General features: G+C 52.2%; 27 protein-coding genes, 1 tRNA gene, 4 pseudogenes and 1 CRISPR repeat array. Of the genes and pseudogenes, 5 read left to right on the top strand and 27 right to left on the bottom strand.

Going from position 1 to position 26694, the window contains the following annotated elements; genetic code table 11:
* From A3OW_RS0104750 to A3OW_RS0104740, 3 genes are read left to right on the top strand one after another with little or no spacing between them, the layout of a single operon-like run.
* A complete protein-coding gene (locus A3OW_RS0104750; RefSeq protein ID WP_020562282.1) occupies positions 1–708 on the top strand; it encodes an ABC transporter ATP-binding protein in 708 nt (235 codons plus the stop codon).
* A 24-nt stretch (positions 709–732) separates the two neighbouring features.
* A complete protein-coding gene (locus A3OW_RS0104745; protein WP_020562281.1) occupies positions 733–1710 on the top strand; it encodes an efflux RND transporter periplasmic adaptor subunit in 978 nt (325 codons plus the stop codon).
* Positions 1707–3149, top strand: coding sequence for an efflux transporter outer membrane subunit (locus tag A3OW_RS0104740; RefSeq protein ID WP_020562280.1), 1443 nt, complete (start codon positions 1707–1709; stop codon positions 3147–3149). Before A3OW_RS0104745 ends, A3OW_RS0104740 begins: the two co-directional genes overlap by 4 nt.
* Before the next feature lie 168 nt (positions 3150–3317).
* Here A3OW_RS0104740 and A3OW_RS0104735 read toward each other — a convergent pair whose 3' ends face one another.
* The 18 genes and pseudogenes from A3OW_RS0104735 to A3OW_RS0104655 form a co-directional block, all read right to left on the bottom strand.
* Positions 3318–4967, bottom strand: a complete 1650-nt coding sequence (locus tag A3OW_RS0104735) for a SulP family inorganic anion transporter (protein WP_020562279.1) — start codon at positions 4965–4967, stop codon at positions 3318–3320.
* Positions 4968–5452: 485 nt separating this feature from the next.
* Positions 5453–6475 carry a COX15/CtaA family protein gene (locus tag A3OW_RS24075; RefSeq protein WP_020562278.1) on the bottom strand — a complete coding sequence of 341 codons (1023 nt, stop codon included), beginning with the start codon at positions 6473–6475 and terminating at the stop codon, positions 5453–5455.
* Positions 6475–7479 carry a CAF17-like 4Fe-4S cluster assembly/insertion protein YgfZ gene (gene ygfZ, locus A3OW_RS0104725; RefSeq protein WP_020562277.1) on the bottom strand — a complete coding sequence of 335 codons (1005 nt, stop codon included), beginning with the start codon at positions 7477–7479 and terminating at the stop codon, positions 6475–6477. The genes A3OW_RS24075 and ygfZ overlap by 1 nt, the downstream gene beginning before the upstream one ends.
* 646 nt (positions 7480–8125) lie before the next feature.
* Positions 8126–8536, bottom strand: a complete 411-nt coding sequence (locus tag A3OW_RS0104720; protein WP_157385790.1) for an SgcJ/EcaC family oxidoreductase — start codon at positions 8534–8536, stop codon at positions 8126–8128.
* A 5-nt stretch (positions 8537–8541) separates the two neighbouring features.
* Positions 8542–8973, bottom strand: coding sequence for a VOC family protein (locus A3OW_RS0104715; protein WP_020562275.1), 432 nt, complete (start codon positions 8971–8973; stop codon positions 8542–8544).
* Between the two features lie 69 nt (positions 8974–9042).
* Entirely contained in the window at positions 9043–9141 is a 99-nt protein-coding gene (locus A3OW_RS26895) for a DUF1428 family protein (protein ID WP_083918141.1), read from the bottom strand.
* 72 nt (positions 9142–9213) lie between these two features.
* A complete protein-coding gene (locus tag A3OW_RS0104710; RefSeq protein WP_020562274.1) occupies positions 9214–9759 on the bottom strand; it encodes a DUF4256 domain-containing protein in 546 nt (181 codons plus the stop codon).
* A gap of 84 nt (positions 9760–9843) precedes the next feature.
* Positions 9844–10419 carry a class I SAM-dependent methyltransferase gene (locus tag A3OW_RS0104705; protein ID WP_020562273.1) on the bottom strand — a complete coding sequence of 192 codons (576 nt, stop codon included), beginning with the start codon at positions 10417–10419 and terminating at the stop codon, positions 9844–9846.
* A 39-nt stretch (positions 10420–10458) separates the two neighbouring features.
* Positions 10459–11572 (bottom strand): IS630 family transposase gene (locus tag A3OW_RS26890; protein ID WP_085984325.1). Its coding sequence is split into 2 segments (ribosomal slippage): positions 10459–11146 and positions 11145–11572, totalling 1116 coding nucleotides; the frame shifts between segments, so codons are not numbered across the junction.
* Between the two features lie 204 nt (positions 11573–11776).
* Positions 11777–12262 carry a VOC family protein gene (locus A3OW_RS0104690; RefSeq protein ID WP_020562271.1) on the bottom strand — a complete coding sequence of 162 codons (486 nt, stop codon included), beginning with the start codon at positions 12260–12262 and terminating at the stop codon, positions 11777–11779.
* Between the two features lie 96 nt (positions 12263–12358).
* Positions 12359–12781 carry a VOC family protein gene (locus A3OW_RS0104685; RefSeq protein ID WP_020562270.1) on the bottom strand — a complete coding sequence of 141 codons (423 nt, stop codon included), beginning with the start codon at positions 12779–12781 and terminating at the stop codon, positions 12359–12361.
* 142 nt (positions 12782–12923) lie between these two features.
* A complete protein-coding gene (locus A3OW_RS0104680) occupies positions 12924–13325 on the bottom strand; it encodes a VOC family protein (protein ID WP_020562269.1) in 402 nt (133 codons plus the stop codon).
* 63 nt (positions 13326–13388) lie between these two features.
* Positions 13389–13784 carry a dihydrofolate reductase family protein gene (locus A3OW_RS24070; protein ID WP_198291289.1) on the bottom strand — a complete coding sequence of 132 codons (396 nt, stop codon included), beginning with the start codon at positions 13782–13784 and terminating at the stop codon, positions 13389–13391.
* 51 nt (positions 13785–13835) lie between these two features.
* A pseudogene (locus A3OW_RS25875) lies at positions 13836–14411 on the bottom strand (DUF899 family protein); the annotation flags it as partial.
* Between the two features lie 37 nt (positions 14412–14448).
* Positions 14449–14550, bottom strand: a pseudogene (locus A3OW_RS29010) (DUF899 family protein); the annotation flags it as partial.
* A 10-nt stretch (positions 14551–14560) separates the two neighbouring features.
* Positions 14561–14674: a hypothetical protein gene (locus tag A3OW_RS29005; RefSeq protein ID WP_020562266.1), complete on the bottom strand. Its 114-nt coding sequence runs from the start codon at positions 14672–14674 to the stop codon at positions 14561–14563.
* A 54-nt stretch (positions 14675–14728) separates the two neighbouring features.
* Positions 14729–15243: pseudogene (locus tag A3OW_RS28465) on the bottom strand (SRPBCC family protein).
* 93 nt (positions 15244–15336) lie between these two features.
* Positions 15337–15813 (bottom strand): VOC family protein, encoded by a 477-nt coding sequence (locus A3OW_RS0104655; RefSeq protein ID WP_026223334.1) that lies wholly within the window; start codon positions 15811–15813, stop codon positions 15337–15339.
* Positions 15814–15993: 180 nt separating this feature from the next.
* Here A3OW_RS0104655 and A3OW_RS0104650 point away from each other — a divergent pair, with 180 nt between their 5' ends.
* Positions 15994–16308, top strand: coding sequence for an aminotransferase-like domain-containing protein (locus A3OW_RS0104650; protein ID WP_020562263.1), 315 nt, complete (start codon positions 15994–15996; stop codon positions 16306–16308).
* Between the two features lie 407 nt (positions 16309–16715).
* Positions 16716–17174 (top strand): annotated as a pseudogene (tnpA, locus tag A3OW_RS25865) (IS200/IS605 family transposase).
* A 38-nt stretch (positions 17175–17212) separates the two neighbouring features.
* On the opposite strand, the gene A3OW_RS0104640 reads toward tnpA, so the two are convergent.
* From A3OW_RS0104640 to csx16, 9 genes are all read right to left on the bottom strand, one after another.
* Positions 17213–17289 (bottom strand) — tRNA-Met (locus tag A3OW_RS0104640).
* 53 nt (positions 17290–17342) lie between these two features.
* A complete protein-coding gene (ychF, locus tag A3OW_RS0104635) occupies positions 17343–18434 on the bottom strand; it encodes a redox-regulated ATPase YchF (protein WP_026223333.1) in 1092 nt (363 codons plus the stop codon).
* Positions 18435–18540: 106 nt separating this feature from the next.
* The gene (locus A3OW_RS0104630; protein WP_332309797.1) at positions 18541–18987 is read right to left on the bottom strand and encodes a protein YgfX; all 447 of its coding nucleotides are present in this window, start codon (positions 18985–18987) and stop codon (positions 18541–18543) included.
* 140 nt (positions 18988–19127) lie between these two features.
* A complete protein-coding gene (cas2, locus tag A3OW_RS0104625; RefSeq protein WP_020562258.1) occupies positions 19128–19436 on the bottom strand; it encodes a CRISPR-associated endonuclease Cas2 in 309 nt (102 codons plus the stop codon).
* On the bottom strand, positions 19436–20182 hold the full coding sequence (locus A3OW_RS0104620) for a CRISPR-associated endonuclease Cas1 (RefSeq protein ID WP_020562257.1): 747 nt from the start codon (positions 20180–20182) through the stop codon (positions 19436–19438). Before A3OW_RS0104620 ends, cas2 (A3OW_RS0104625) begins: the two co-directional genes overlap by 1 nt.
* Complete coding sequence (gene cas1 / locus A3OW_RS0104615) at positions 20179–21144, bottom strand: CRISPR-associated endonuclease Cas1 (RefSeq protein WP_020562256.1); 966 nt, start codon at positions 21142–21144, stop codon at positions 20179–20181. Before cas1 ends, A3OW_RS0104620 begins: the two co-directional genes overlap by 4 nt.
* Before the next feature lie 3 nt (positions 21145–21147).
* Positions 21148–21432, bottom strand: coding sequence for a CRISPR-associated endonuclease Cas2 (cas2, locus tag A3OW_RS0104610; protein WP_026223332.1), 285 nt, complete (start codon positions 21430–21432; stop codon positions 21148–21150).
* Positions 21433–21555: 123 nt separating this feature from the next.
* Positions 21556–25116: a CRISPR direct-repeat array (repeat unit 37 nt; unit sequence GTCTTAATCCCTTCTTTATAAGGTCTGGTATTTAAAT).
* An 83-nt stretch (positions 25117–25199) separates the two neighbouring features.
* Positions 25200–26333, bottom strand: a complete 1134-nt coding sequence (locus A3OW_RS0104605; RefSeq protein WP_020562254.1) for a Card1-like endonuclease domain-containing protein — start codon at positions 26331–26333, stop codon at positions 25200–25202.
* 41 nt (positions 26334–26374) lie between these two features.
* Entirely contained in the window at positions 26375–26671 is a 297-nt protein-coding gene (gene csx16 / locus A3OW_RS0104600; protein WP_020562253.1) for a CRISPR-associated protein Csx16, read from the bottom strand.
* Between the last annotated feature and the right edge of the window lie 23 nt (positions 26672–26694).

The following is a 26694-nucleotide window of genomic DNA, read 5'->3' as shown; positions in this document are numbered from 1 at the left end:
ATGAACACGGATCCTGTCGCGGTTCGCTGCGAAGGCTTGATCAAGCATTACGATATCGGTGAGCAAAGAGTCACCGCGCTCAGTGGTGTCGATCTCGATATTCTGAAGGGCGAGCTGACCATGCTGGTCGGCCCGTCGGGCTGCGGCAAGACCACGCTGATCTCGGTCATGGCCGGCATTCTCGACCAGGACCAGGGACTCTGCGAAGTATTCGGGCAGGATATACGGCATATGCGCAGCAAGGACAAACTGAACTTCAGGGCGCGCAACATCGGTTTCGTGTTTCAGTCCTATAACCTGCTGCCGACGCTGACTGCGGCCGAAAACGTGGCGGTTCCTTTGATCATCAACGGCGAAAAACGCCGACAGGCTCAAAGCAAGGCCGAGGCGGTGCTGGGCCATGTCGGTTTGGGAGAGCGCGCGGCGTCCATGCCGGCTCAACTTTCCGGAGGCCAGCAGCAGCGGGTGGCGATCGCGCGCGCTTTGGTCCACGATCCGAGGCTTATCGTCTGCGACGAGCCGACCAGCGCGCTCGATCATGAAACCGGCCATCAGGTCATGGAAATACTCAAGAATATCGCTCAGAACAAGGATCGGGCGCTGGTCATTGTCACGCACGATGCGCGTATTTTCGGGTTTGCCGACCGGATCGCCAAAATGGACGACGGCCGTATCGAAAAACTGGTGACTTCGCCCGAAGATCTTTAACCCGACGTTATAGAGATCACACCCATGCTCCCCAAATACACGCTTCCCACTCTGGCCGTCGCCGGTTTCCTGTTCGGTGTCTACTCGGTTTCGTACAGCAACCAGCCGACGCCGGTCGCCGAGCCCGTCGCCGATCCCGCGGCCGCGCCTTTCCGTTCTTTCATCGCCGGTTCCGGCATCATCGAAGCCAAAAGTCAGAACATCGCCATCGGCACGTCGCTGCCCGGCCTTGTGGTGTCGGTTCCGGTGATTGTCGGCGACAAGGTCAAAGCCGGAGACGTTCTGTTTAAAGTGGACGATCGGGAAGCGCTGGCGCAGCAGAAAATTCGAAACGCCGAACTGACGGGAGCCAAAGCCGGGGTGAGGGAGGCGGAAGCCGCGTTAATCGATTTTCAAACCCAGTTGAGCCTGATTGAAGCGGTGACGGACCGCCGCGCAATCAGCATCGAGGATCTGAAAGGGCGCCGCAACGCCGTGTTGATTGCGAAGGCGAAACTGGAAAGCGCCCGTGCCCAGGTCCGGCAGGCCGAGGCCAATCTGGCCGAGACTCACACCACGCTGGACCGGTTGATCGTGCGCGCGCCGAAAGACGGAGAGATCCTACAAGTCAACGTCCGACCGGGAGAATTTGCCCAGACCGGGATTTTAACGGTGCCTTTGATCCTGATGGGCAACATGGACCGGCTGCATCTGAGAGTCGACATCGACGAGAACGATGCCTGGCGTTTTCGCAAGGACAGCAAAGCCGTTGCATTTCTACGGGGCAATCGCCGATTCAGCACCGAGCTGAAGCTGGTCTGGGTAGAGCCTTACGTCGTGCCGAAAAAATCGCTGACCGGCGACAGCACCGAGCGGGTCGACACCCGCGTCCTGCAGGCGCTTTACAGTTTCGATCCGGCGACGATTCCCGCTTACGTGGGCCAGCAAATGGATGTGTTCATTGAAGCCCCGGAGGAAACCCCGGATGAACGCAAGCCTTCGTCCCCGAAGGCTCCGTCATGAAATCCGTTCGCTGGCTGCTGCTGGGCTTGCTGCTGCCGGGTTGCGCCGTCGGGCCCGATTACGTCCGGCCCGACGTGGCGGTCCCGTCCTTCTGGAGCGAAACTCAAACGCTGAAAGCGGTTTCTTCGAAAACCTACGCCCAGTGGTGGCAAACGTTCGACGATCCAGTGCTGGACCGACTGATGCGCGACGCCATCGCTGCCAACCTCGATTTGCAGCAAGCCGAGGCCCGCATCCGGGAAGCGCGAACCCAGCGCGTTCAGACCATCGCCGCCGGGCTTCCGACCCTGTCGGCCGGCGCCAACCTCAACCGCCGGCGCAACGCTCTGTCTTTTTCGCCATCGGCTTCCGGTTTCGGCACCGGCGGTTTCGGCATCGGCCAGCAGATCATCGATATTTTCCAGATGGGGTTCGACGCCCAATGGGAAGTCGATCTCTTCGGCGGCGTCCGCCGGGCGCTGGAGGTGGCCGAGGCCAACATCGAAGTTCAGGAAGAAAACAGGCGGGACATTCTGGTCACCCTGCTGGCGGAAGTGGCGCGGAACTACATCGACATCCGCAATGCCCAGCAACTGATCGAAGTCACCCGCAGCAATGCATCGAGCCAGCAAGAGACGCTGGAACTGGTCCGGGCAAGGCGGCAGGGCGGCCTGACTTCGGAACTGGAAGTGGCTCAGGCGGATGCCCAGGTGGCCGCGACCAGCGCCGAATTGCCGGTGCTCGACACCTCGAAAAAGCAGGCCGTGCACGCGCTGAGCATTCTGCTCGGCAGGGAACCCGGCGCCTTGTTGAGCCGGTTCGAAGCGTCCCGGCCGATCCCCGCCGCCGTGAATCCGGCGCCGGCCGATCTGCCTTCGGAATTATTGCGCCGGCGTCCGGACGTCCGGAGGACCGAACGGCAACTGGCCGCGGCGAGCGCCGAGATCGGAGTCGCCACGGCCGAGCTTTATCCGAAGGTCAATCTGGCCGCTTTCCTGGGCCTGCAAAACAGCCGCATCACCGATTTTACGCCGATCGGCAAATCCTGGTCGATGGCTTCCAGCCTATCGATGCCGATTTTCAACTGGGGCAAGCTTCAGGCGAACATCAAGGCCAAAAAGGCTCTGTACGAGCAATCGTTTTTCGCCTACCGCACGACCATTCTGACGGCGTTCAAGGAAGTCGAAGATGCCCTGGCCGCTTACGCCAATGAACAGGAACGGCGCCGGTCCCTGGCCCGGAACGTGGAAGCCAGCCGGTTGGCGGTGGATTTGGCGAAGGAACGTTATTTTAAAGGCTTGACGTCGTTTCTGGACGTGCTGACCGCGGAAAAGGCTCTTTACCAGGCACAGAGCGATTTTCTGGCAAGCGAGGCGGAAAGCGCGCTGCAACTGGTGGCTTTGTACAAGGCCCTGGGCGGCGGCTGGCAGCAGGACCCGGTGACAGAGAATCGGTTTTGAAACGCCTTCCTATCTTGCAGGAGCAATTCTTCATTCCTGCGGTGTCTGTATATTGAAAAAACCAAGTGTGTCAAAAAGGCATCACTGCCGGAATATCGTTTTTACGATAAGGGGGGCAGGAAAATCGATAACCCGACAATGATGCGCAACCTTGACCTTTCCGACGGCCTAACTCAAAACCAACGAATCGGTGGCAGACTGCTGATCGGCGACAACGGCCGGGGCCGGTTTCGCCGGGACTTCCTCGATGACCTTGATCGGCTCGTATTTTTGCAGCCTTTCCTTGCCGTACAGATCGATCAGCTCGACTTTGATGTTGTCGTCAGGCGCCGCCGCCAGAAAATCTTCGATGGTTTCGAGAATATCGTGATCGATAAACTGCGCTTTGCTGGCGTCGATGACGACCGTGCTATTTTCAGGAATATGCAAAATGAATTTTCTCAGCCTGGCCTTGTTCAAAAAAGAAACGTCCTTGTTCAGAGCCAACACGTAATGCGAATTCGTTTGCGTCAGAGTGACTGCCGCATGGAAATTGGCCCGAATGACGAACACCATGCCGACCGCCATGCCGATGGCCATGCCTTCCAATAAGTCGGTCGCCAGAATCGCGCCGACAGTGACCATGAACGGCACCAATTGGCTGAAGCCTTTCTGGTAGAATTCCTTGAACAGCGCCGGTTTGGCAAGTTTATAGCCGGTATGCAGCAGGATCGCCGCAAGGCAGGCCAACGGGATGTAATTCAAATACATCGCAAAATACATGCTGCTGATCAACAGGCAGAGGCCATGGACAAAACAGGAGGTGCTGGTTCTGCCGCCGGCATTGATGTTGGCGGAACTGCGCACGATCACCGCGGTGATCGGCAGGCCGCCGATCATGCCGCTCAGGATATTGCCGACGCCTTGCGCCTTGAGTTCGCGATTGGTCGGCGCGATCCGTTTCAATGGATCCAGTTTATCCACCGCCTCGAGGCTGAGCAGCGTTTCCAGACTGGCGATAATAGCGATAGTGACCGCAACGGAATAAACCTGCGGATTGCTCAACGCGCTGAAATCGGGGAATGAAAACTGCTTGAGAAAATCGGCCGGAGTTTCGGAAATAGGCAGATTGACCATGTGGCTGGCATTGACCGCCCACTCCGGCGCATATTTCAATGCCGCCAGGTTGTAAGCCACGCCCCAGCAGACGGCGATCAACGGAGCCGGGATCAGTTTGAAGATGGCCCGTTTTTTGAAAAAAGAAAAATCCCAGATGATCAGGATCAGCAATGCAACTGAGCTGATGACGACCGCGCCCGGAGAAATCGCGTGCAGGGCGGTAGCTATATCGTACATGGTCGATCCTGCGGTTCCCTGCATGAAACTTTCATCCGACTCGATACTGGCGTCGTAGCCGGTCGCATGAGGCAGTTGTTTCATGATCAGGATCAGACCGATGGCGGCCAGCATGCCCTTGATCACGGCCGATGGAAAGAAAGCGCCGATGATTCCGGCGCGCAAAAAACCCAGGCCAAGCTGAAGGACTCCGCCCAGTACGCAGGCGACCAGAAAAGCCTGGAAACTGCCCAAAGTTTCTATGGCATTGAAAACAATGACGGTCAGACCGGCGGCAGGTCCGGAGACGCTGACGTGAGAACCGCTGAGCCAAGCGATGACCAAGCCTCCGATCAAGCCTGCGATCATGCCCGAAAACAAAGGCGCGCCGGAAGCCAGGGCGACGCCCAGGCATAACGGCAGCGCCACTAAAAAGACCACGATGCCGGCAGGAATATCGCCTTTGAGATGACTAAGATAGTACTGTGCGTGTTTGTGTATCATGATTGCGTCCTCCGCTTCTGAAACTCAACTGTAGTATAAGATAATAGCGATTCGAAATCAAAATATAAAATTTTAGTTCGTTGGACGTGTCAATTTATGCCGATTTTTTTTCGAGGCTTGCCGGCCAGACTCGAAGACCGAGGCCGTCCATCCGGATTTCGGAGTTGTCGTCGAGTACGATCCAAACTGTTTTTTTAATACGACGCCAAACGAAGCGCGGCAATCATGTCAGATTGAGCCGGAACCGGGAACGGCAAGCCAATGGACGGCCAAGTCCGGTCCATGTTACAAAAAGATTTTGCAATCTTGATGAAAGGATTCCGTCTGGAGCCTGAGTAGAAAGGAAATGAAGACAAGCCGGCCCTTGACGGGACGATATCGAGTGGAGGGTGTCAACGGAAAAAGATTCCTTTCTCTTTCGGTTGGATCAGGGCCGGGCAGGACGACCGTTTCGTTGCCGAAAAATCCCGGCCGGCTAATCGAGGCTATCCGGTCAGAGTCGGGGAGTCCGGCTTGATTTCCCCGTTTTCCCCGAACATGAGCGGCGTCCTGCCGGCATACCCGAGACCGATGTAAAGAAAAAACTGCAAGCCGAAAATCACGTTGGCCATCAATAGATGAACGGGCTGGGCCACGGCGGGAAAGCCGAGCCGGTCGAGCGTGATGCCGGCGAGAATGGCGATGCCGATCACCGAAACGATCGCCAGCCCCGTCCGGTATAAAAGGTTTTGCCGAGCCGCCGACCGGTGCAGTTTCCAGACCAGCCATAGATTGGTCAACAGAATGATCGAGGAAAACGACCGGTGCACGTAAAAGATGACCGGAAAATCGTCACGCCAGTACTTGCGGTCGATATAGCTGTGTTCATGGGCGATGAAATCGACCGCCTCCCTGACTTGCGTGCCCATCATGACCTGGAGCAGGGTCATCGCCATCACGGCGATCAACACCGTTTTAAACTTGTCCGGCAGGCCGCCGACGTCGAGACGGCCGAGCGCATCCCGCTGCGAACGGGCGATGGTATAAACGACCAGCGCCACGATGGCCAACGCCATCAGCATATGGAAAGTGATCATGAACGGCTTCAGATTGCTGGCCACCACGGCCGAGCCGAGCCAGCCCTGAAAACCGATCAGAAAGACGTTGCCGAGCGACAGATAAAAAATGGTCTTGTCCATCCTCAGAAAAATACGCGATGCCCACGCGGTGAGCAGGACCAGCAGGCCGGTCGTGGCTCCGACCAGGCGGTTGCCGTACTCGGTCCAGGTCTTGACCGGGTTGAATTGGGTGTTTTCATAGCCGCGCCGGGCGTAGATTTCGTGATAATCGGCCGGCAGTTGGGCTTCGTCGGTCGGCGGAATCCATTGCCCGAAGCAGGTCGGCCAGTCCGGACAGCCCATACCGGCGCCCGAGGCTCTGACGATGCCTCCCGCCAGAATAACCAAATAAACGGCAATAATGGTCAGAATGCCTAAACGGCGAAAACGAAGGATGGCCTGATGGTTCATTAAGATTGAAATGGGATGAGACGAAGTTTGAGTTCGGGACGGTCCTTGAGCGCCAAGTCGTACGCGTGGCGGTCCTGATCGTCGGCCAGTTGCAGCACGATCTGCATTGTGCAAAGGCCGCCCTCGACCGCGGCGGCCAAGACATTGCCCGCGCTTTGCGCCGAATCGGCGGCGTGGTCCACCAGCGCTGCATTCGGCGCGGGCGCGTCGGCGGTATCGGCTTCGGCGAGAAAGAGCGATCGTTTCACCTTGCCGAGATAATGGGTGCGCGCCACGATCTCCTGGCCGGTATAGCAGCCCTTGTTGAAACTGATGCCGCCCAGTTTGTCGAGATTCAGCATTTGCGGAACGAATTCCTCCGAGGTCGCGGTGCTCAGCCAGGGAAGTCCCGCCACCAGGTCGAGAAAGCGCCATTGTTCCGAACCGGACGGGCGGAAATTTTCCCGTTGAACCCTATCGGTCCAGAAATCCGCGGCATGCTCTGCTTCGGCGATGATCAGCGAACGGTTTTGCCCGGAAGAAAGATTGACCGAAACGGCCTTCCCTTGACGGGTGGCGAACAACGGGCCGAAGTCTTCCTTCGGTTCGTCTTCTTCGAGAAGACCGATCAGGCAGAACGCCTCCGAGCCGTCCGTAATTCGCACGTCGGACCGCAAAATATATTTTTGCAGCCGCTCCTTAATCGACGGCAGCAGCACGGCCGGCAGCACCAGCAGAAAATCGCCGCCGCGCTTGATCAGTAAAAAAGTGGCGATGGCTCGGCCCTTGGGATTACAAAAAGCGCCCAGGCTGCTCCGGTGTTCGGTGACGTCGTTGACGTTGCAGGTCATCTGGCCCTGCAATAATTTCGCCGCGTCGTTGCCGGATGCCTTTAATACAGCCAACTGCGGAACGGGATAAATCCGCTTGCCGCCTTGCGGCATTTCCGAGTCGAAATCGATGCGCTGATCCTGGGTAAAGATCGCGTGTTGGGAAAGTAAAAATTGAGTCCAGTCCTGATTCATGGAAGCGTGCTTGAGATGGGATTGCGGTTATTATACCGCGCTTTCGCTAGGATGTTGAATCGTCAGTGGTAGCGCCTGCGGCCCTCGCGCTGTGCTTGCGTCATCCCGGCAACCATTCCGTCGGAATTCGGCTGCCGACGATGTCAGGTTAGGGCGCCTTTTGTAGAGGCGAATTCATTCGTCCGACAGACGGTAGAAAGATGTTTTTTGTGATCTTTACAGATTAACGGTCAACACTGGATTCGCCTGCAATCATTTTAGAATTTGAGCGGCCGGCACGAAAATAAATGACCGTTCTTTACACATTTTTTACGTCCGGATTAATAAAATAGGGGCCTGGCTCGAGAATACGGATAAATAAAACAGTTTCGAAGGTTTTTGACGGGAAAGAGCATGTCGCCTTTTTTGCTGCGGCTTCATCGCGGATCAGCGCTATGGTGATTTCCGATGGCGTTCGGTCATTGTTGAATTGTTTCCCTCGCATCAGTACGTATTTGGAGTCTATGATGGATCGTTCCGATATGGCGACGATACATAACGCAGAGAGTTAATGGTGCCTCGAATAATTCTGGACAAGTCGACCGATTCAAACGCTCCAGCGAACAAGCAGCCAGGCATCGGCTATGTCTGGGGGATCGGCACCCCTTTAGTTTTGAAAGGCGGCGAGCTTCCAGTCGCCATGCTCCCGCACGGCAACGAGAGTCTGAAGGGAATCTCTTGCAGGGTCGGGTTTCGATTTACCGCGCATAATTGTACTGCCGATAGCATGCATTACGGCAATGTCGGCGGTTAGGAACTGCACGCGCGTAACGTCTCCTGTTAAACGTGTTCCCTTGAGCCACTTATCAAACAATGGCTGATGAAACGAAACAATCTCCTGCCGCCCATTGAAGGCTGTGCCATCGAACCCGACAAGAATGCCATCTTCGGCAAAGGTAACGGCATAGTCATCGCCGCTACCGTTGTTCCAGGCATCCATCAACTGCTGATAAAGCGCGCGGACGGCAGCTTCGTTCGCAGCATTACTGAGGTGTGTTTCCGATGTTGGTGGATTCATCTGTCTCATTGTGCCGGTTCAGTCACGACAATGACCATCCAATCGACGCCAAAGCGGTCGGTCAGCATGCCGAAGCGCGGTGACCAGAACGTCTTGGCTAAGGGCATCTTTACCTGGCCGCCATCGGCTAGCGCGGCGAAAGCGCGGTCAGCTTCGGCTTCCGTCGGCACGGTAAGCGAGAGCGCAAAGCCGCTGAAGGCCGAGCCTTCCTGGCAACCGTCGGAAGCCATGATTGTGGTATTACCAATGCGGAAGCTGGAATGCATGACTTTATTTTCAAAGCCCGGTTGTAACACTCCCGGTGGAGGCGGTTCAGGACTGTCCTTAAAGCGCATTACCATCTCCACCTGCGCACCGAGCGCGGTACGGTAAAACTCAAGCGCTTCTTGGCAGCGGCCGCCGAAGGTTAGGTAAGGTTGGACTAATAAATTCGACATGTTAACTCCTTAATAAGTAGATTAAGTACATAGATTATTCATCAACAAGCATTTCAAATCCGCCGTAAATCAAGCGCTGAATACGGCCGCAGCTTTTTCCGCATGGGTTTTATAGAGGCTTTTATTTTCTGTGGGTACTGCGGCGACAAAGCCATCGACATAAGTCATGCTATTTCTCCTCAAGTTTAAGTTTTTTCATAAAGTACAATGGGTATGCTGTTATTCAGCTCGCATGGGTTGCTAGACTTTGAGCCGCCCCCGAAAACCTCTGGCAGCGTAGTATGATTCGGCCCCGTTGTGATACACGAAAACATGATCATAGCGCCGATCACAGAAGAGGGCGCCGCCAAGGGTTCTTATCTCGTCCGGTGTTTTCACCCAGCTCGAAGTTTTCCTGTCGAATTCTCCCAGCGCTTGCAATTCGCGATATTGTTGTTCTGTAAGTAACTCAATACCTATCATGGACGCCATTTCTAAAGCATTTCCGTTTGGTTTGTTTTCTTTTCTTGAGTCCAGAGCCTCGCGGTCATAACAAAGGCTGCGTCGGCCTATAGGACTTTCAGGCGAACAATCACAGAAGACGAACTCACCCGTATTCCCGTCATAACTAACGACGTCCGGTTCGCCGCCGGTACGTTCCATTTCATAAAGTGCCTGGATTTTTTCAGGGCTCGCCTCCAATTTCGCCTGCACTGGCCCCCAGTCGATTCCAGTATGACGACGCATGTTTTTCGCGAACCGATCTTTGAGAGTTTTGAATAGTTCACCATGAAGTTCTGTTGCCACTTTAATATCCTCCTGCGCAACCCTGTGGTTATGCTCTGCTTGCTACGGTTCCAGAACCTTCGCCTGCATACCTTTGAACCTTGGTCAGGGCTTGACCGCCAACGCACAGAAACCCAGCTCTGTCGCCACTATGTGCGCATCCGTGAAGCCTGCAGCGGTGAGCCGTTCCGGCACTCCGTCCTGCGGTTGCCCTGAATAGGGGGTAAAACCAAGCGCTATTCTGCCACCCGGCTTGAGGGCTCGCTGCATTTCTTGTAGCCCCGCCGAAGCATCTGGCCAGACTTGCATGGAGTTAATTGCCATTGCCTTATCGAAAGAATTGTCTTCAAAAGGCAAACACTCCACAGAGCCGTGCCGTAAGTCGCACCGGCCACTTTCAATTGCTTCCGCATTGCGAGTGGTGGCTTGTTCGACCATCTCCGTAGAATAATCCACGCCGGCAACATAGCCTGCGGATGCCGATTTGACTAGAAGCTGAATGCCTGCTCCAGGCCCGAACCCAACCTCCAGGATTCTGTCGTGCGCTTGAATGTCGAGCAAGCCAATTACCCACGCAGCGCATTTCTGATTCGTGCGCACCATGATAATGCCGCCTAATTTTCCCAGGATACCCTTCGGACGACCGAACATGCGTAGAAAAATGCTGTGTATAATGCTCATCAATGCTGACTCCTGATACCGACTAAAACTAGTAGTCAGTCACGAAGAAACACAAGGATACAGGCGAGCCAGTTTACGTCGTGCCTGTTGCGTCGTAAATCGCCAATTGACGGGCGTCGCCTTGGTGTTGCGCGGTAGGATATTGGCTTCGACCTCACGCCGGAGGCTCTCTGTGTCCGGTATCCGCTGTGATAAACACATGTTCGACAAGACGGCCAGTTCGATCTCAGCGATGTTTAGCCAACTGCCATGCTTGGGCGTGTAGTGGAACTCCAGCCGTCGCGCCAATTCACGGGCTTGCTCTGCTGGAAAGGCTTCATACAAAGACGCCATTTTATGGGTATTCAGATTGTCCAGCACCACCCGGATCACCGCCGCGTCCGGATAAAGTTCAGCGATATGCTTCATGCTGTGCGCGAATTCGATTTTGGTCCGCCGCGCGGTGATGTCCACCTGCCGAAAACCGCGTTTAGGTTCGCAGATCATCAACAAATCGCAGACGCCTTTCCGTTCATAGCCGGTGTCATAGCGGGCCGGTTGACCGGGCTCAGGCGGGAGAGGTTGGCGGACTTCCGCAATGAGTTGCTTCGGACTTTCGTCGAAACACACAACCGGGCGCAACGGATCGTAGGGTTCTTCATAAAGGTCCAGCACGTCTTCCATCGCCGCGACAAATTCAGCACTCACCTCGGGAATGCACCACTCTTGCTTCTGCCAGGGTTTGAGAGTGTTTTTTTAAAAGCTGACGGATGGTTTCATAGCTGCAACGGTCGGCATACGCTAATTCCACCACTTTGTCCGCCAACAACCGCAAGGTCCAGTGATCATGCCCTGTCGGCGCCTCACTACAAGCCAAGGCGATAATATGGGCGGCCTGCTTCTCCGTCAGTTTTGGGGCACGTCCTGGACGGGGGCGTTCTTTCAGGGCGGCTTCCGGGCCTTCTTCCACACACCGTTGGCGCGTCGTCAACACCATTGATTCCGAGACACCCAAAGCTTGGATAATGTCTTTATCCTGAATACCCGCTGCCGCTTTTAATAAAATTCGCGCGCGTGTCAGATGGCGTGCCGCGGCTTTTCCTTTGTTGATCATGGCTTCCAAGCCACGCTTTTCGTCTTCAGTCAGATTGACTTTGTATTTAAGAGCTGGCATTGCTTGACCTCAATCAGTAACCATCAATGCCACTATAGAGTGACTTACAAGCCCAATATATCCTTTTGATTTAAATTGACTGACTACTAGGGTGCGGCTATGAAGGACAATTGGCGAAGCCACCAAAGCCGAACTTACTATAAGCCTTCAAAACCGCCACGCTTAGGCGCGTCCCGCTTGAACGCAAGTTGGACCGCCTGCATTTCAGCTACGCCGAGCCGCCTCGATTGTGGCGATGTCAATCTTGCGCATCGTCATCATCGCATCGAACGCGCGTTTGGCGGCAGCGGGGTCGGAATCAGTAATCGCTTCGGTTAGCGCCAGAGGCGTGATCTGCCAAGACAAGCCCCATTTGTCCTTGCACCAGCCGCACTCGCTCTCTTGACCGTCATTGCCGACGATAGCATTCCAATATTTATCCGTTTCGGCTTGGTCTGTGGTTGCAACCTGAAACGAGAACGCTTCGCTGTGCTTGAACGCAGGCCCGCCGTTGAGCCCGAGGCACGGAATGCCCATCACGGTAAACTCGACCGTCAACACATCGCCTTTCTTCCCGGACGGAAAGTCCCCCGGTGCGCGGTACACTGCACCGACAGATGAGTCGGGAAAGGTGGCGGCGTAAAACCGTGCCGCTTCTTCGGCGTCGCGGTCAAACCAAAGGCAAATCGTATTTTTTGCTGGTGTTGTCATATCAATTCTCCAAAAAGGCGGGCTGGGTAACAACCGTCCCGCTGTAGTGCCCTTTGTGGGCATGATCTCAATATTAGGAATGTCATGTTTTGAAATTTACTGCATGGAGTGCAGGCCGATCATATTGCCTTCGGTATCGTGAACCAGCGCAATAAAACCATACTCTCCTATAGACATTTTTTCGTTACAGATGCGCCCGCCGTTGTTGGCGGCACGCGCGGCGGTTACCCCGCAATCTTCACAGCCAAAATACGCCAGAGTGCCGCCGACTCCGGGTTTGTAGCCTTCCATTTTTACCAGCATTCCGTTTGCGCCCGGGGTTGTCATGGCGGTTTCATTATCTTTTGGCTTCGGAAATCTCCACATTTCCATGTTCGCTTCCTTGCACATTTCATCGGTTGGGGGCTGCATTATTTCTAATTTAACGTCGAGAGTGGCTTCGTAGAACGTTTTGGCGCGCGCCATGTTTTCCACGTAAATTTCAAACCAGACAACGGGGTTACTTGGATTGCTATTCATACTATTTCTCCTCAAGTTTAAGTTTTTTCGTAACTATTCAGCGAAAAGCGATTAAAGCCCTCTACGAAGAAACAATGCCTTCAGTTAAGGCGGTTAACTCTCTTGCCCCTCCGCAGCTTTCGCTGAATAGTTACAATTAGGCTTACTTTACGGTTTCAGGCTCCATAAAAATCAACTCCCAAATATGCCCGTCTAAATCCTGGTAGCCATGTGCATACATAAAACCGTGATCTTGCGGTTCTTTATAAGTTGTACCGCCAGCGTCAACGGCTATACGCACCATCTCATCAACATCTGCCCGGCTTTCGCAAGATAAGCACACCAGTACTTCGGTGTTCTTGGTGGCGTCGCAAATGGCTTTTGGGGTGAACTGTTTGAATTTTTCGTGCGTCAACAACATGACGAAGATGGTGTCACTGACTATCATGCAGGTGGCGGTTTCGTCGGTAAACTGGGGATTAAATTTGTAGCCAAGTTGAGTAAAGAAGTCGATAGATTTATCCAGATTTTTTACCGGTAAGTTGACAAAAATTTGGGTAGGCATAGTGGCTCCTTAATTGGTTTTAGGTAAGTAAGTGAAGATGTTAACGCTACGGTTAGGCCGCCCTTACTCACGCACATAGCGCAAGTGTGTTGCAGCCGGACTATCAAGCACCTTGTCAATTCGAAACCGCGGCAACGGCTCGCGTAAATTATCGAAAAGGCGTCGCCCTCGACCGAACATAACTGGCGCTAGTGCGATCTCCAGCTCATTGATTACATCCAGGTTTAAATACTGCTGGATTACTTCCGCGCCGCCCGAGATGCGAATATCGCGGCCGCCCGCAGACTCTCTAGCCTGCTCAAGGGCGCTTTCCGGGCCGTCGTTGACGAAGTAGAATGTCGTCCCGCCCGGCCGGCCCCAAGGTTCGCGCTCTCGCCTCCTAGTTTTGTCGTAGCGTGAGGCCACTCCGGAACCGAAACCGGTACGTGCCCGCGTTTCGGCCGCAGCGATGGAGTTCACCAGGGACCGATCATATAGGTATAAACCGAGCTACGGGTTCGAGCAGCAACGCTACTTGACCGGCGTCTTGGTGCGCGTCCATTGAGCAACGGGTCGGCCGTCACGCCGCCACCATGACCCAGCCTCGTCCCCTTGCGGCCAGCCGACCGGCGAGTCCTCCCACGTCTCCTGTCGACCGTAGGGAGTGAGGTCGAGCAACTGGAGAGTGGGCAACATGGCCTCGATCCCCTGCCACTTCGTTTCATACGATTCGAACACTTCGTCGCCGACCCGAAGGTAGAAACGGAGATCACCCCCGTTTCGGGTCGCCAGCACGTCTCCGGAGTCTGCCGTCGAATACCACGGCGACATCCAACCCATAAAGTCCCGATAAGCAGCGATCTCGGCCCACGGGCCGCTGCTGAAGACGGCGTAGTTCACGTCGCGTTCGGCCAGGTAGGCGCGAACGGACGAGTTCATCGCCGCCTGACTATGAGTGCAGCCTTCACATTGTTTTTCGTGAGGCGCGCCCGGGTTCCACATGAAGTGATACACGATCAACATGCGCCGGCCTTCGAACACATCGTGAAGGCGGACCGGGCCATCCGAACCTACGATCATGACCGGTTCCATCCGCGTCATCGGGAGACGCCATCGGGAGACGCCTCCGAGCGGCGGCTAGTTCGTCGCCGGCACGCGTGTGCTCTTTCTCGCGGACTAGCAGTTCAGCGCGAGCCCGTTCCCACTCATCACGGCTAACGACTTTGGGAGTTGCTGATTCTTTCATGACGTTCTCCTCATACATTCGTGCGGCCTAACTGCTGGTTGAAGCTGTAGCCGAGTTGGGTGAAAAATTCGACGGATTTATTGAGATTTTTTACCGGTAAGTTGACGAAGATTCGAGTCACCATAGTATTTCCTCCGAATAAACGGCAATCTGTGAAAAATATTTTGAAAACGGTTGCTTACATGGCCTTAATTATCGCCACGAGTTGATCAAGACAAGTCCCCCAGCCTTCTTTGAAGCCCATTTTTTCATGTTTAATTCTCGCTTCTGCGTTAGCGTGTTGCACAAACGCAGTATATTTCGTGCCGTTGCCGTCTGGCGCTAGCGCGATGGTCGCCGTCATGAAAAATTCGGCGCATTCATGGCCTGGGCTGGCTTCCAGCGGCTTGGCCGGGCGAAAGCCGGGTTCGAGCGCATTCGTCCACATCAGCTTTTGGTTTTCGATAATTTCCAAATAACAACCTCATTGGGGAAGGTTTGTCCTTCCGGCGATTGCATCACGGTGTAAAAACGCCCGCCGGGGCGCAGGTCAATTTCAAAGGCAATAGTCTTCCAAGGTAATGGGCAAAACCACGGCAACAGTTTTTCAGGTGTTGTCCACGCCTCCCACAACAACTTCCGCGGCACATCCACCACGCGCTCAAATAGAAGGTCCAGTTCAGGGTTCGGTTTTAATTTGTTTAAGTTAGACATCATCACCTCCTTATAAAATTACACGTTAAGTTCTGTCCAAGTTGTTTAAATCGTTCCGTGGGTTGGGTTAACAACGGCCATGTACAATCCAGCTCAAGCCGTTTTTGCCGCGAAGCAAGCTTCCATTCGGCTTTGGAATTCACTCGGATCGACATCTTCTACATGCGTGGCGATCAGCCAGTTATGGCCAAAAGGATCGACCAGCCCGCCCATACGATCTCCCCAAAACTGGTTATCCAGCGGCATGGTTTCTTTGGCGCCCGCCTCGATGGCATCGGCAAAAGTGGCGTCCGCATCGGTTACGTAGAGATGCAGTGTGACCGGACTGCCACCGAGCGCTTCAGGGGAAGTGGAGCTGCATCCTGGGTTTTCGTCCGAGATCATGAAGATCGAGTCACCGATTTTGAACTCGCCGTGGGCGATTTTTCCGTCGGGCATATTGAGCCGGCACAGTTCGGTAGCGCCAAATGCTTTTTTGTAGAACTCAAGCGCATCGGACGCGCCCCGGACTGTCAGGTAGGGGCTTAAAGTGTGGTGGCCATCTGGGATGGGTTTGGTTTTAGTAGCCATGATTGTTCTCCTATTTTAAGATTGAAGTAGTGAAAAAATTTCTTTCACTGTTAGTCGAACGGCTGTTAGTCGAATCGACACGCCGGTTAAAAATTTTCGACGGCATGCCGTTGAATCCCGACAGAAATTCGAAGCCATGAAGGCGTTTCTTGTCATAGCCCCATTCTCGAACAGGAAACGTTGGCCGCTTTTATTGCGGAAGGCCATTTGGTTCGCCATATCCGCAAGATGCGCAAGGTTTATGGGGAACGACGTACTGCTTTGACAAAAGCCATCGCGAACCATTGCTGTGATCTCTTGGAACCTATCCCGGTCGATTGCGGCATGCACCTAAGCGCATTGGTTAAGGGTAATTTAATGGCGGCAACGATTGCTGCTCAAGCAGAAGCAATAGGCATCGGGCTTTATTCACTGAACCGGTATCCGATTGCCGGAAACGGGCAGAATGGCTTTGCTTTTGGCTTGGGCATGATCAGGACAGAACAGAACAGATAGATGAAGCCATCAGCCACCTTGCCGAGCTGATGCGCCATGCGTGAACTTAAAAAATCCGTTGAATAACTGTGCAATAGTCTACGGTGCGTTCTCAATTCTTTTAATAAAAAACAAAGCTATTGTATTATTTGTATTTTTGTAACTATTCAGCGGTATTCGTAGGAGCGACGCCAGTCGCGATTTGGGCGGTGATTATCGCGACTGGCGTCGCTCCTACAGTTGGTTTTCCTTACTTTGAAACCACTTATAAACAAGCCAGTGATTTCCGCTGAATAGTTACGTATTTTTAACCAAAAATAAGAAATCCTCAGGCTCTACCGGGGAGACAGCAAAAGTTTGACATTCAGTGGAGTTCATCAGGAAACTCCCGTCGTGAGCCGCCAAGCACACGACAGAGGCGAAACCGGATGAACGAGTCTGAAAGTTTAAGCCACTCCAAGTGGGAGTGAATATGATGTGGCGTTTATCCCCAAGTGTCGCCGCCGGTCCTGATATAAGCAGTTGCGTCCGTATTTGAGAGAAGTTTTCCGTAAGCTGGCCAGCCAGAAGGAAAGCCGAATTGAAGAAGGGCATTGGCTGCCGGATCACGTGCACATGCTGATATCGATTCCACCGAAGTACGCGGTATCACAAGTGATTGGTTATATCAAAGGCAAGAGTGCGATTCATTTGGCCCGAGTTTATCGGGAAAGGAAGCGAAATTTTGCGGGTCAACATTTTGGGATACGAGATTATTTTGTCTCGATGGCGGGTCGGGACGAAGAGCTGACCAGAGAAACATCCGGCATCAAGGGCAGCGAATAGAACAACGGAAACCGTGGCTAAATTGTTGTGATGTGTTGCCGCCAGTGTCCCGCAGGCAATAAAAAAGGGCTTGGTAAATTACCTAAGCCCTTGAATTCTTTGGTGGCGATGGGTGGGATCGAACCACCGGCCTTGGGGTTATGAATCCCACGCTCTAACCGGCTGAGCTACATCGCCCTATGTGATAGGTCTGTAAAGAACGGAAATTATAAATATTACCGAAATTCTTGTCAAACATTGAAGCGAAAATGAACGACGTCGCCGTCCTTGACGACGTAATCCTTGCCTTCAAGTCGCCATTTTCCGGCATCCTTGGCGCCTTGCTCGCCTTTGTAGGCGATAAAGTCTTCGTAGGCGATCACTTCGGCGCGAATGAAACCTCGTTCGAAATCGCTGTGGATCACGCCCGCGGCCTGCGGCGCGGAAGCGCCGACCGGAATGGTCCAGGCTCTGACCTCCTTGACTCCGGCGGTGAAATAGGTGGCCAGATTGAGCAGGGCGTAGCCGGCCCGGACGACCCGATTCAAGCCCGGCTCTTCCAGTCCCAGATCGTCGAGAAATTCCTTTTTTTCTTCATCGTCCAAAAGAGCGATTTCGGCTTCGATGGCGGCACAGATCGGCACCACCTGCGCGCCTTCCTTGTCGGCCAGCGCCCGCACTTTATCCAGCAACGGGTTGTTCTCGAAGCCGTCGTCCTGAACGTTGGCGATGTACATGGTCGGCTTGACGGTCAGCAGGCAGAGTTCCCTGATCAAGGCCTTTTCCTCGTCCGACAGGCCCAGCGCCCGGACCGGTTCGCCTTCGTTCAGTTGCTTGAGCACCCGCTCCAGCACCTGTTTTTTCGCCAGCTCGTCCTTGTTGCCGGATTTGGCGGCCTTGGCCGTGCGCAGCAGAGCTTTTTCGACGGTCGCCATGTCGGCCAGGGCCAGCTCGGTGTTGATGACTTCGATGTCCGAGATCGGATCGATTTTACCGGCCACGTGCACGACGTTATCGTCATGAAAACAGCGCACCACGTGCGCGATCGCATCGGTCTCGCGGATGTTGCCGAGAAACTGGTTGCCCAGCCCTTCGCCTTTGGAAGCGCCGGCGACGAGGCCCGCGATGTCGACGAATTCGATCGTGGTCGGCACCACGCGTTCCGGCTTGACGATTTCCGCCAGCTTGTCCATGCGGCCGTCCGGCACCGGCACGACGCCGACGTTGGGATCGATCGTACAGAACGGATAATTTTCGGCTGCGATTTTCGCCCGGGTTAATGCATTGAATAAGGTCGATTTGCCGACATTGGGCAGGCCCACGATTCCACAGTACAGTGCCATTAGGTTCTCTTGATGCGTGCGGTAACAGACAGAAGCGGCAAGACGGGCTTGCCGAAACAAACCGGCTATTATACAAGTTTCGTCGGTCCTGAAAAAAGCTAAAAGTTTATCTTTTTTCAGCCAGGGTGGTTTTCAGAGTGACGACCAAACGCCGATAGCCGTCCTCGTCCAGGCAGTCGTACGGGACGAGGAATGCCCGATCGCTCCGAGCGAAAAATCCCGTTTTCGGGCGGCTCTGGACGTGCAGCCAGACGGCGACAGGGGTGACCACCGTCGACTTCATGATAGCGACCGGTTCGAATTCATCGCCGTGGGCGATTTGCCATCCGCCTGCATCGCTGTACTTCAGGGAAAGAAGGCCGGCATTTTGCCGCTTCAGTGCATGGTACAGATGCCCGGCGACGGCAATCGACAGCATCATTTTGTACAAAACCGGCAAGGCATTGGCCAGGCATGCGGCCAAGGCGAGGCCGTGAGCGGCCATGACCGTCCTTTTCAACATGGAGGAGGGCCTACAGGCGGCAATGAGGGGTTGTCCGGCTGACTGGGTCATTGGCAAGCATTGAGAAATCTTTGTCGGAATGACGTGGCGCTTACAACTATAGCCTGGATTAGCCTGACCTGCGAGGTTTCAATAACCTTATAGATCTGACGTGGCTATCCTCGCAGCCAAGGCAAATCACGCCGACTGCCTTAACCCAGCAATCGATTGACGCCGTTGCTGAACAGCATCACGTCTCCCGGAAACGACTGTCGGCCCAGACTTTTACAATCGATTTTAACGGGCAGGGCGTAGCAGCGGACGTCGTCTTCGCGCGGATCGATGATTTTTTCGATGGCCGCCAAAAGGCGCTCCAGCCGGGTTTGGCTCAACACCACGGTGAATACCGAATACTGCAACGGCAACCCCGCTTTTTTTAAAATCCGGTGCGTCCGGCCCAGACGTTTGGGATGAGCGATGTCATACGAGATCAGGTACTGTTTTTTTCTTTGCCTGGCCATCAGGACAGCTCCAGCAAATAACGATGCCATTTGTTCAATAGCCCTCTCAGCAGATTCTCGGTGCGCGGCATCCTTTTTTCATAAAAGCCGGCCAGGGCCTGATGCTCGGGAAGGGCAGGGGATTGCTTGTTCCAGGCGATCAAAGCCGGATAGAAATCCCAGAGAAGCAGTCCGCTCAAGTCGGCGGCCAGATCGAACCGGTCGTCGTGCAAGCAATCGGCTCGGGCGTCCAGTCCGGTTTGGCCCAGAGTGTGCAATACCGTGGCCAGCAAAAAACCCGATACCTGCCGGGGCAGCGTTAGCCAGGAACAAGTCAGTGATTGCTCGATCCATGCACGCAGTCCTGCCGCATCGGCTTCCTGCCAGTCGGCGAAGCCGAACCGCCGGGCCGAACTGCGCACCGCCATGCGCTCCATTCCCGCCAGCCAGTCCCGATAGCGGTCCAACGCGTCGGCGCGCTGCCAGAAATCGGCAAACAACTGCACCAGATTTTGCCGGTGCGGAAAACATCCCAGCCAGCGGCAGCGCACTTCTCCGCTGGACAGCAAAAATACCACGGCGATGCCGGCATCGGCGCAGGCGAACAGAGCGGGCATGCTCCAGTCGACCGGTCCGGTCACTATAATGCGCGAAATTCTGGCCAAGGGAAATAATTGCCGGGTCTTGCCGGCGGCCGTCACCACCAGCGCCGGCTCGTCGTAATCGACCTGTATGCCGGCCGCGCCGTCGATATATAAAGGCTTCATAACGGCCTGTCCCAATCGGTTTGCAAGTAGTCTTTGGCCAACCGGTGGCCATAAAGGCGCAGCAGACGCCGGACCGGACCGGCGAAGGTTTCGTACCGGGCATAAAAATGCTTGCGGCCGGTCTTGTTGAGCAGGCAGCGGCCCTTGTCCGTAACGAAATGGTCACTGCTTAGCCGGCGTTCCCGGAACAGATCCCAGACGAGACCATCCAGACGGGGCCGGACCGGCTCGATTAAATCGCAAGCCATCGATTCTCTGCCGAAAGCCGGCTCGTGATAAAAGCCGAGCAGCGGCTCCAGTCCGGTCAGAAGACAGGCGCCGACCGCCTCGAAATGCAGCAGCGTATAGCCCAGCGACAGACAGGCATTGACCGGGTCGGTCGGCGGTCTTTTCATCCTTTTGGTAAATCCCAGCGACGCCGGAAAAAGCTGGGTATAAGCGGCAAAATAGGCGGCCGATGCACTGCCTTCGAAGCCCCGCAACTGATCGAGCGACGAGCCGCCGGAATGCAGGCCTTCGAGCTTTTGCCGGATGGACTGGATGGTTTCCGACGCGGAAAACAAGGGTCTCCGCAAGTCGGGCCTCGCAGCGAGCGCCTCCTGCAAAGCGCTGTACTGATTGTGCAGCTTGGCTTGCACCAGATTACGAGCCAGCGCAAAGCGGTGATCCGGTTGAAAATAAGCATGATATTGAGCCAGCCGCCGGCTCACGTCGCCATGGGAATAATTGAACGACGTGGCGTTGCCGCGGTGAGTGCGTCCGGACAGAAACAGCATGGCTATCTTGCGTTCGCTCAAGGCGCCGAACACTCGGCTTTCAAATTCGACATTGCCCCTGGTCACGATTCGCTCCAGCATGTGCAGCGGCACCGTGCCGCGCCGCTCGCCGTTTTCATATAAGGCCATGGCTTCGCCGTCCAGCTTGATGGCGAGGTTCTTGCGGTCGAGATATAACGTACTCATCGTTCACCCTATGTAATAAAAAGCGCCGTCCTGAGGCGGCACCGCTTTGCCCAGCGTATAGACCCGGCCTCGGGCCTCCAGCTTCAGCAGAAAGAAACGGTCTTCGGCGGAATCAATCACCTGATCGACTTCCAGCAGCAATGCCGATTTCTCGTTCGGAGTCAAAAAACATTCATAAACCGATTTTTGCCCGCCGGACGCATAAGCGCGCACGACCTTCAAGGCATTGCGCAATCGCTTGCTGTCCCGGATGTCGTACGCGGCGATGTAAAGTTGTCTCTGACTCATGCGGTCAGCATAAGGCAACAAGCGGAGAGTGGGGCGTTTGACAAGCTTGTCGGGATGCGTGACTGATCGATGTGAGGAGCGGCGTCCTTGCTGCTGATGAAATCAATTCAAGGCTTCTTATGAATTTTAATCCCTTCTTTATAAGGTCTGGTATTTAAATTTTTTGAAAAACTTGAAACAATCAATAACTTTAAGTCTTAATCCCTTCTTTATAAGGTCTGGTATTTAAATCAGGACGAGGCCGAAACCTGGCTTAAAAGAATAGTCTTAATCCCTTCTTTATAAGGTCTGGTATTTAAATGGATGGTACTTATGAGTTTGATCATTTCGATGTGTCTTAATCCCTTCTTTATAAGGTCTGGTATTTAAATTAACAACAGCGGAAATGACCGCGCTAGTCAATGGTCTTAATCCCTTCTTTATAAGGTCTGGTATTTAAATAGAAACCTTTATCTTAAAATCTCGCTTATCTTTCTGTCTTAATCCCTTCTTTATAAGGTCTGGTATTTAAATGATTGACAATGCCTTTGAACATCTTTGTAGTGTGTCTTAATCCCTTCTTTATAAGGTCTGGTATTTAAATAAGAAGCAAAAAAACATGCTTCTTCGATCGAGGGTCTTAATCCCTTCTTTATAAGGTCTGGTATTTAAATTACGAATTTAGCGTAATAGATTAATTTTTCTTTTGTCTTAATCCCTTCTTTATAAGGTCTGGTATTTAAATGAAGCAACTTATGCTATACCAGATATGCAGATAGACGTCTTAATCCCTTCTTTATAAGGTCTGGTATTTAAATTAAAAAATTTCTGGCAAATGGATTTTGCCTAAAAGTCTTAATCCCTTCTTTATAAGGTCTGGTATTTAAATCCCGCGGTATGACGAAATGTATAAACAAAGAAAGCGTCTTAATCCCTTCTTTATAAGGTCTGGTATTTAAATCTATGACGGTAACCACTACATCCATGAAAAAACGTCTTAATCCCTTCTTTATAAGGTCTGGTATTTAAATCCAACAATAACATATCCTTATGAAGATTTTTCTGAGTCTTAATCCCTTCTTTATAAGGTCTGGTATTTAAATAATTTGCCATTAATTCGTTGTATTCCAAATACGTTGTCTTAATCCCTTCTTTATAAGGTCTGGTATTTAAATGTAGTTGGGCTTGGGGAATATAAATTAGAAGAGCCGTCTTAATCCCTTCTTTATAAGGTCTGGTATTTAAATGGCCGAAAGCTCACAAACGCAATCGAGTTCATGTCTTAATCCCTTCTTTATAAGGTCTGGTATTTAAATTTCCGGCTGTATTCATAATAACGGAGTAAAAAAAGTCTTAATCCCTTCTTTATAAGGTCTGGTATTTAAATACGAACAAAGATAGCTCCTTTGTGTGTACCTACCGTCTTAATCCCTTCTTTATAAGGTCTGGTATTTAAATGGTCTTTTTGCGATTGGATATGTTGGTAATAACCGTCTTAATCCCTTCTTTATAAGGTCTGGTATTTAAATGTAATGCTTCAGGATGTTGGTGGGGAAATTATGTCTTAATCCCTTCTTTATAAGGTCTGGTATTTAAATCGAGTTCATCGCTGAAAGCGCTTGAAGCTTTCGTCTTAATCCCTTCTTTATAAGGTCTGGTATTTAAATAGGAGAGTATCATGATTGAAGGTTATTATGTGGGTCTTAATCCCTTCTTTATAAGGTCTGGTATTTAAATAAATATTATTCCCGTTCTTTTGGCTGGAATGGTTGTCTTAATCCCTTCTTTATAAGGTCTGGTATTTAAATAAAGTTCCCCTACCTATCTCTTATATAGGTAAGTCTTAATCCCTTCTTTATAAGGTCTGGTATTTAAATCAAAAACAATACCGCGTTATACACTTTGCGCGGTAGTCTTAATCCCTTCTTTATAAGGTCTGGTATTTAAATGCGAACCGACGGACAAAAAGAAAGCCCCGAAGGTCTTAATCCCTTCTTTATAAGGTCTGGTATTTAAATCAACGCAATTGAAAAAACAAGACCGCGTTTGTCACGGTCTTAATCCCTTCTTTATAAGGTCTGGTATTTAAATAGTGGCACAATCTGAAACGGGAAAATTTTACTCCGTCTTAATCCCTTCTTTATAAGGTCTGGTATTTAAATCCATGACTACTCAAAACATCACAACTTCCGTTTCGTCTTAATCCCTTCTTTATAAGGTCTGGTATTTAAATTCTGAATTGGCAGAAGTTTATCAATTTTTGGAACCGTCTTAATCCCTTCTTTATAAGGTCTGGTATTTAAATATGGCAGGGCGCACAGTGGGACAACGAGTTGCGTCTTAATCCCTTCTTTATAAGGTCTGGTATTTAAATAGCAGAAATGACTACATTTTCTCAACCAGCAAGTCTTAATCCCTTCTTTATAAGGTCTGGTATTTAAATTCCTCTTTTTGCAATTATTGACGAAAGATTAGTCTTAATCCCTTCTTTATAAGGTCTGGTATTTAAATGGAGAGCAGAGATGAAAGCATACGTATACAACACAGTCTTAATCCCTTCTTTATAAGGTCTGGTATTTAAATTATACAACACAGAAACAATGATGGTCATTGCAGAGTCTTAATCCCTTCTTTATAAGGTCTGGTATTTAAATATGAAAGCCGAGCGGTAATGATCGAGGCTGCTTTGTCTTAATCCCTTCTTTATAAGGTCTGGTATTTAAATCAACCGCCATGACCGGGTACAAACCAAATATCAGGTCTTAATCCCTTCTTTATAAGGTCTGGTATTTAAATGTGGAGTGTGACTAAAGGCCCCGAAGGGCCTTGTCTTAATCCCTTCTTTATAAGGTCTGGTATTTAAATAAGATATTTCGAACGAAGCCCTGCAAAAAGGTCTTAATCCCTTCTTTATAAGGTCTGGTATTTAAATCTATTGGGGTGCAATGAGAAAAAGAAAAATCCGTCTTAATCCCTTCTTTATAAGGTCTGGTATTTAAATTCGGATCTGAGCGTAGATAAAAACGTCGGCCATGGTCTTAATCCCTTCTTTATAAGGTCTGGTATTTAAATAGAAACCTGTTCGAGCAAGCCAAAAATGCCTCCAGTCTTAATCCCTTCTTTATAAGGTCTGGTATTTAAATGGTATGCGGCGGCGATTTCAAACTGAGTATGGGTCTTAATCCCTTCTTTATAAGGTCTGGTATTTAAATTAGAGACGGATTACAACTAACCGGAGAGCAGAGGGTCTTAATCCCTTCTTTATAAGGTCTGGTATTTAAATTTTTGATGGTCTGCTGTCTCGACTGCTCACGGTTGTCTTAATCCCTTCTTTATAAGGTCTGGTATTTAAATGGAGCCACAGGAAACAGGTGAGATTTACCGACGTCTTAATCCCTTCTTTATAAGGTCTGGTATTTAAATTTTCGAAGTTATTGATGTGCGTGGATAAACAGGAGGTCTTAATCCCTTCTTTATAAGGTCTGGTATTTAAATAGATGGCTCGGCGCATTCGGTTCAGGCAATAGGTCTTAATCCCTTCTTTATAAGGTCTGGTATTTAAATGGAGACTCGGCAGGTTGAGCGCCAAGTAGCGGCGGTCTTAATCCCTTCTTTATAAGGTCTGGTATTTAAATAACGCCGCGCCGAACGTCTGGCAGCGAGGCTAAGTCTTAATCCCTTCTTTATAAGGTCTGGTATTTAAATGGCTCGGCGGCATTCTCCTTTTTTATTCAATGGATTACGGATGGGGTTGAGGAGTTTTTGCGCTTTTTCAAAGTTAACCGGTTTCATTTGATCCATGCCTGTAAATGATCTTTCAGGTGATGCAAATCCCGATGACAGCAGACCCTAATGCCGAGGTCGCCGGCGCGTTGCAGGTCGTGCGGTCTTGGGCGGGTAAAGCTTACCAGCATTGTTCGGGCTTGCAAACCGCCCAGGTCTTTTAGCGTGTCCAGTTTGTACAGCGTTTGCGCACCGTCGCCATGCGCGGGATCGTTGCCGCTGAATACTTTGGTTTTACATTCGATCAGATAAAGACGGTTTTCCTTGAGGAAGGCTACGTCGAGCTCGTTTTTTACCGGATCGTTTTGCAGCCGCTCCACCTGGATGCTTCTGCCGATGTCCTGAATGCCATGGGCAAGTTTCAGATTAAGGCAAAGTCCGTAAACATGTTGTTCCAGCCAGCCGCCGTTAACGAAAAAGCGCGCCTCTTCGTCGGCAAAGGCAAGCTTGCCGTTCGACAGCGACAGGAGTCCGGTCTCGGCAAACAGTTGAATCAGATTTCGCACGTGCCGGTCCTTCGTTTCATACTCGGCAAGTTCCGCCGTCAGCCGGTTTTCGGCCCGGGCGGCATGAAAATTCAGGGTCCTCAACGGCTTTTCGTAAATGTCGATGTCTCGTATGAGCGTTTCGGTCAGATCACGGTAATGCCTGGGAACGCCGAGTTTGCTGCCTTGCCGGATGACGGCGGCGCCATAGGCCTGGAGGAATTCGGGCAACTTGATGCGGTCGGCCAATTTCAGTCCGGGCTGATTGGGCGGATACATCCAGATGATCCGGTCCTGTTCCGGGTGGACGTAGTAGATCGGTTGTTCGAACAGGCGAAAAGTCTCATAGGCGGCGATGCTCATCGGCTTGGTGCCGCCGGTGGCGTTCAGCGCCATCGAATCGGCCGGTTGCCGGCCCAGCAGTTCGAAGACGCGATCGCGTATGTGCTCGATGTCCCACGGATCGTCAATGGGCCAGCGCTCGGTGCCGACATTCCTTTTTTTGATGACGGTTTCCAGCCAGTCGGCCCGTTGGCGCATGTCGGAGCTGACCAGCATGATCACTTTGCCGGGTTTGAAGCTGTCGTCCAGCACCGGCGTGATGTTCGGCACGGCTTGGGCGGAAACGAGGAGGAGATGGATGGGTCTGTTCATAATCGTGCAGGCTCCGTAGAATGGCTGGGGTTGAACGAAGATCAGGGGGTTGCCCTGGTTATCAGATATTCTTCGACCTTGGCACCGTAAAGTTGCATGGCGTCCGCGTCCAGTTCGACTCCGCGGGCGTTAAAAGGCAAATCCAGGGACAAATGAATATACCGGGCATTTTTAGCGCAAACCTCGGCGGCCAGATTGACCGGCAGGCTGCCGATGACCGTATCGCCGGCCTGGATCAAGGCAATGTCCAGATGCGCAAGTTGACAGTCGACTTTGATATTTTGCCGTTCAGCCCAGGCAATGGCGCCCGGATGCCGGGAGATGAAATAGATGGTCATTTTCCGTATTGATTGAATCGGTT

Origin of the sequence: Methylosarcina fibrata AML-C10, from assembly GCF_000372865.1 — a bacterium.
Classification (GTDB): Bacteria; Pseudomonadota; Gammaproteobacteria; order Methylococcales; family Methylomonadaceae; genus Methylosarcina; species Methylosarcina fibrata.
The sequence above is the reverse complement of the archived record's forward strand: the minus strand, read 5'-3'. Positions and strand labels throughout refer to the sequence as shown.

Coding starts and splice junctions, on each gene's coding strand:
- cas2 (WP_020562258.1), bottom strand. CDS start 19,436: ATGGCCAGGCAAAGAAAAAAACAGTACCTGATCTCGTATGACATCGCT.
- A3OW_RS29005 (WP_020562266.1), bottom strand. CDS start 14,674: ATGGTGACTCGAATCTTCGTCAACTTACCGGTAAAAAATCTCAATAAA.
- A3OW_RS0104605 (WP_020562254.1), bottom strand. CDS start 26,333: ATGAACAGACCCATCCATCTCCTCCTCGTTTCCGCCCAAGCCGTGCCG.
- A3OW_RS0104750 (WP_020562282.1), top strand. CDS start 1: ATGAACACGGATCCTGTCGCGGTTCGCTGCGAAGGCTTGATCAAGCAT.
- A3OW_RS0104655 (WP_026223334.1), bottom strand. CDS start 15,813: ATGGCTACTAAAACCAAACCCATCCCAGATGGCCACCACACTTTAAGC.
- A3OW_RS0104740 (WP_020562280.1), top strand. CDS start 1,707: ATGAAATCCGTTCGCTGGCTGCTGCTGGGCTTGCTGCTGCCGGGTTGC.
- A3OW_RS0104690 (WP_020562271.1), bottom strand. CDS start 12,262: ATGACAACACCAGCAAAAAATACGATTTGCCTTTGGTTTGACCGCGAC.
- A3OW_RS0104715 (WP_020562275.1), bottom strand. CDS start 8,973: ATGTCGAATTTATTAGTCCAACCTTACCTAACCTTCGGCGGCCGCTGC.
- csx16 (WP_020562253.1), bottom strand. CDS start 26,671: ATGACCATCTATTTCATCTCCCGGCATCCGGGCGCCATTGCCTGGGCT.
- cas2 (WP_026223332.1), bottom strand. CDS start 21,432: ATGAGTCAGAGACAACTTTACATCGCCGCGTACGACATCCGGGACAGC.
- ygfZ (WP_020562277.1), bottom strand. CDS start 7,479: ATGAATCAGGACTGGACTCAATTTTTACTTTCCCAACACGCGATCTTT.
- A3OW_RS26895 (WP_083918141.1), bottom strand. CDS start 9,141: ATGACTTATGTCGATGGCTTTGTCGCCGCAGTACCCACAGAAAATAAA.
- A3OW_RS0104705 (WP_020562273.1), bottom strand. CDS start 10,419: ATGAGCATTATACACAGCATTTTTCTACGCATGTTCGGTCGTCCGAAG.
- A3OW_RS0104745 (WP_020562281.1), top strand. CDS start 733: ATGCTCCCCAAATACACGCTTCCCACTCTGGCCGTCGCCGGTTTCCTG.
- ychF (WP_026223333.1), bottom strand. CDS start 18,434: ATGGCACTGTACTGTGGAATCGTGGGCCTGCCCAATGTCGGCAAATCG.
- A3OW_RS0104735 (WP_020562279.1), bottom strand. CDS start 4,967: ATGATACACAAACACGCACAGTACTATCTTAGTCATCTCAAAGGCGAT.
- A3OW_RS0104620 (WP_020562257.1), bottom strand. CDS start 20,182: ATGAAGCCTTTATATATCGACGGCGCGGCCGGCATACAGGTCGATTAC.
- cas1 (WP_020562256.1), bottom strand. CDS start 21,144: ATGAGTACGTTATATCTCGACCGCAAGAACCTCGCCATCAAGCTGGAC.
- A3OW_RS0104685 (WP_020562270.1), bottom strand. CDS start 12,781: ATGAATAGCAATCCAAGTAACCCCGTTGTCTGGTTTGAAATTTACGTG.
- A3OW_RS0104630 (WP_332309797.1), bottom strand. CDS start 18,987: ATGACCCAGTCAGCCGGACAACCCCTCATTGCCGCCTGTAGGCCCTCC.
- A3OW_RS24075 (WP_020562278.1), bottom strand. CDS start 6,475: ATGAACCATCAGGCCATCCTTCGTTTTCGCCGTTTAGGCATTCTGACC.
- A3OW_RS0104720 (WP_157385790.1), bottom strand. CDS start 8,536: ATGAATCCACCAACATCGGAAACACACCTCAGTAATGCTGCGAACGAA.
- A3OW_RS0104680 (WP_020562269.1), bottom strand. CDS start 13,325: ATGCCTACCCAAATTTTTGTCAACTTACCGGTAAAAAATCTGGATAAA.